The organism is Mesorhizobium opportunistum WSM2075 (assembly GCF_000176035.2).
Lineage (GTDB): Bacteria > Pseudomonadota > Alphaproteobacteria > Rhizobiales > Rhizobiaceae > Mesorhizobium > Mesorhizobium opportunistum.
Genome location: NC_015675.1, coordinates 1,732,501 through 1,735,000 on the forward strand (window position 1 = coordinate 1,732,501; position 2,500 = coordinate 1,735,000).

Annotated in this window: 1 protein-coding gene, 1 tRNA gene and 2 rRNA genes (2 of these 4 running past the window's edge); all 4 read left to right on the forward strand. The window is 57.4% G+C overall.

Annotated features, from left to right (window positions below; all coding sequences use genetic code 11):
• Positions 1-875, forward strand: a 23S ribosomal RNA gene (locus MESOP_RS08265); it begins 1,947 nt to the left of the window's first position.
• A 275-nt stretch (positions 876-1,150) separates the two neighbouring features.
• Positions 1,151-1,265, forward strand: a 5S ribosomal RNA gene (gene rrf / locus MESOP_RS08270).
• A 243-nt stretch (positions 1,266-1,508) separates the two neighbouring features.
• Positions 1,509-1,585: transfer RNA gene (locus tag MESOP_RS08275), tRNA-Met, on the forward strand.
• Positions 1,586-2,243: 658 nt separating this feature from the next.
• Positions 2,244-2,500, forward strand: partial view of a type II toxin-antitoxin system ParD family antitoxin gene (locus MESOP_RS08280; RefSeq protein WP_013892880.1) — the 5' portion only. It continues 10 nt past the right edge of the window; the window shows 257 of its 267 coding nt (coding positions 1-257); its start codon is at positions 2,244-2,246; its stop codon lies off the right edge, out of view.

Below are 2,500 nucleotides of genomic sequence, written 5' to 3' on the forward strand. Positions count from 1 at the left end.
GAAATTGAATTCCCCGTGAAGATGCGGGGTTCCTGCGGTTAGACGGAAAGACCCCGTGCACCTTTACTATAGCTTTACATTGGCATTCGTAGTGGCATGTGTAGGATAGGTGGTAGGCTTTGAAACCTGGGCGCCAGCTCAGGTGGAGCCACCCTTGAAATACCACCCTTATTACTATGGATGTCTAACCGCGGCCCGTTATCCGGGTCCGGGACAATGTATGGTGGGTAGTTTGACTGGGGCGGTCGCCTCCTAAAGAGTAACGGAGGCGCGCGATGGTGGGCTCAGAACGGTCGGAAATCGTTCGCTGAGTGCAATGGCATAAGCCTGCCTGACTGCGAGACTGACAAGTCGAGCAGAGACGAAAGTCGGTCATAGTGATCCGGTGGTCCCGCGTGGAAGGGCCATCGCTCAACGGATAAAAGGTACGCCGGGGATAACAGGCTGATGACCCCCAAGAGTCCATATCGACGGGGTTGTTTGGCACCTCGATGTCGACTCATCGCATCCTGGGGCTGGAGCAGGTCCCAAGGGTATGGCTGTTCGCCATTTAAAGCGGTACGTGAGTTGGGTTCAGAACGTCGTGAGACAGTTCGGTCCCTATCTGCCGTGGGTGTAGGAATATTGAAAGGATCTGTCCCTAGTACGAGAGGACCGGGATGGACGGATCTCTGGTGGACCTGTTGTGGCGCCAGCCGCATAGCAGGGTAGCTATATCCGGACGGGATAACCGCTGAAGGCATCTAAGCGGGAAACCCACCTTAAAACGAGTATTCCCTGAGAACCGTGGAAGACGACCACGTTGATAGGCCGGGTGTGGAAGAGCGGCAACGCTTGAAGCTTACCGGTACTAATAGTTCGATCGGCTTGATCGTTCTCATTCCTTATGCTCATCGTGAACACGATGATCTGGCCAGCGCTCACGCATGAGCGGCCCTTACGGGCCTATGCTCCGCGAGGGCGCCGGAAAACCGGCGACGCGCAGTCGCGCTTGCGGGCTTACGCCCGGGGCGCCCTGCAATGAACGTCGCCATTGGCACGGAAAGACGGGCAAACGGCACAAGCCAATAGCGAGCGGGTTTCCCTACTCACTATTCCCTGCTGCCTGATCCCTAACCCAGCTTCTCGAAAACAACGTGCGTTTTGCCGACCTGGTGGTTATGGCGGAGCGGCTGCACCCGATCCCATTCCGAACTCGGCCGTGAAACGCTCCAGCGCTGATGGTACTTCGTCTCAAGACGCGGGAGAGTAGGTCGCTGCCAGGTCTGCCAAACGCACGTTCTAAATCTTCTCTTCACGATCAAGGCCCGCCTAGGGAACAACGGGCCGCGCAAGCGGCCCTTTCATTTGGTGAGCCATCTACCTATCTGTAGGCCATCCTAGTCATAGGCATCGGCTTACGTCCAAAGCAGGCAAACGCTTGCCTAGATCAGCAAGCAAACGCTTGCTTAGGGTCAGCAAGCAAACGCTTGCTTAGGGTCAGCAAGCAAACGCTTGCTTAGGGTTGACGCGGGGTGGAGCAGCCCGGTAGCTCGTCAGGCTCATAACCTGAAGGTCACAGGTTCAAATCCTGTCCCCGCAACCAAACTTAAAACGGCCCGCATCAATGCGGGCCGTTTGCATTCAGGCGGCCGCTCGAGCCTAACCTCCAGCAGATGCTCGCTTCGAGGCAAAGCCAAACCCGGGACAAAAAAGTCAAGTCATCCTCCCAACCAAATCCGCCCGCCAAACTCCAAGTGGGCCGGCCGGCTTGCTGGGGGCGCCAGCGATTCGCTCCGAATCAGTGGCCCGTAACAAGGCAAGCCAACGCCGAACACAACTCAAGCGCTCGACCGCAGGATCAGGCTTCTCTTTCCGTATTAAATAATTCAAGCCCGGCTCGTCCTATTCGCGCCGGGCTTTTTTTGCTTTTGGCGCGTCGGCCGACGAGGATTGCTGATTGGCGCGTGGTTCGCGGCCGATGCGACATGAGGTTAGTCGGTTGGGCTTGGAGCCCAGCCGGCTTAGGCACTCGCGTCCACGGGCTGCCCATCGGTTTCACGCGCCAACCCTCAATCTTGCTGGCGTCGCCTGGCCGCGTTCTCAATCATGCCGAATCAGCGATGCGGTCCTGTGTTTGAGAGAATCAAGTCACTGAGGCCAATCATGTCGCCGATGGAGAGTCCGAATCGGATGAAAGTGCCAACAGTTGACATCTATTGCCATATTCATCGTATGCCCCCATATTTTCCCAGGAGGTTGCGATGCCCAATTACGCTTTGAATGACCATTACGAGAGCTTCATCAGGAAGCAGCTCGAATCAGGCCGGTACAACAACGCCAGCGAAGTCGTCCGCGCCGGCCTGCGTATGCTCGAGGACTTCGAGTCGGAGCGGGAGAAATGGCTGCGGGAGGAAATCCCGGCGCGTCTGGCCGAACTTCAACGAGATCCAGTGAAGGGCGTTCCCGCGGAGGCGGTCTTCTCCCGGCTGGAGGCGCGCCATCGTGCGAGGCAGGCGAA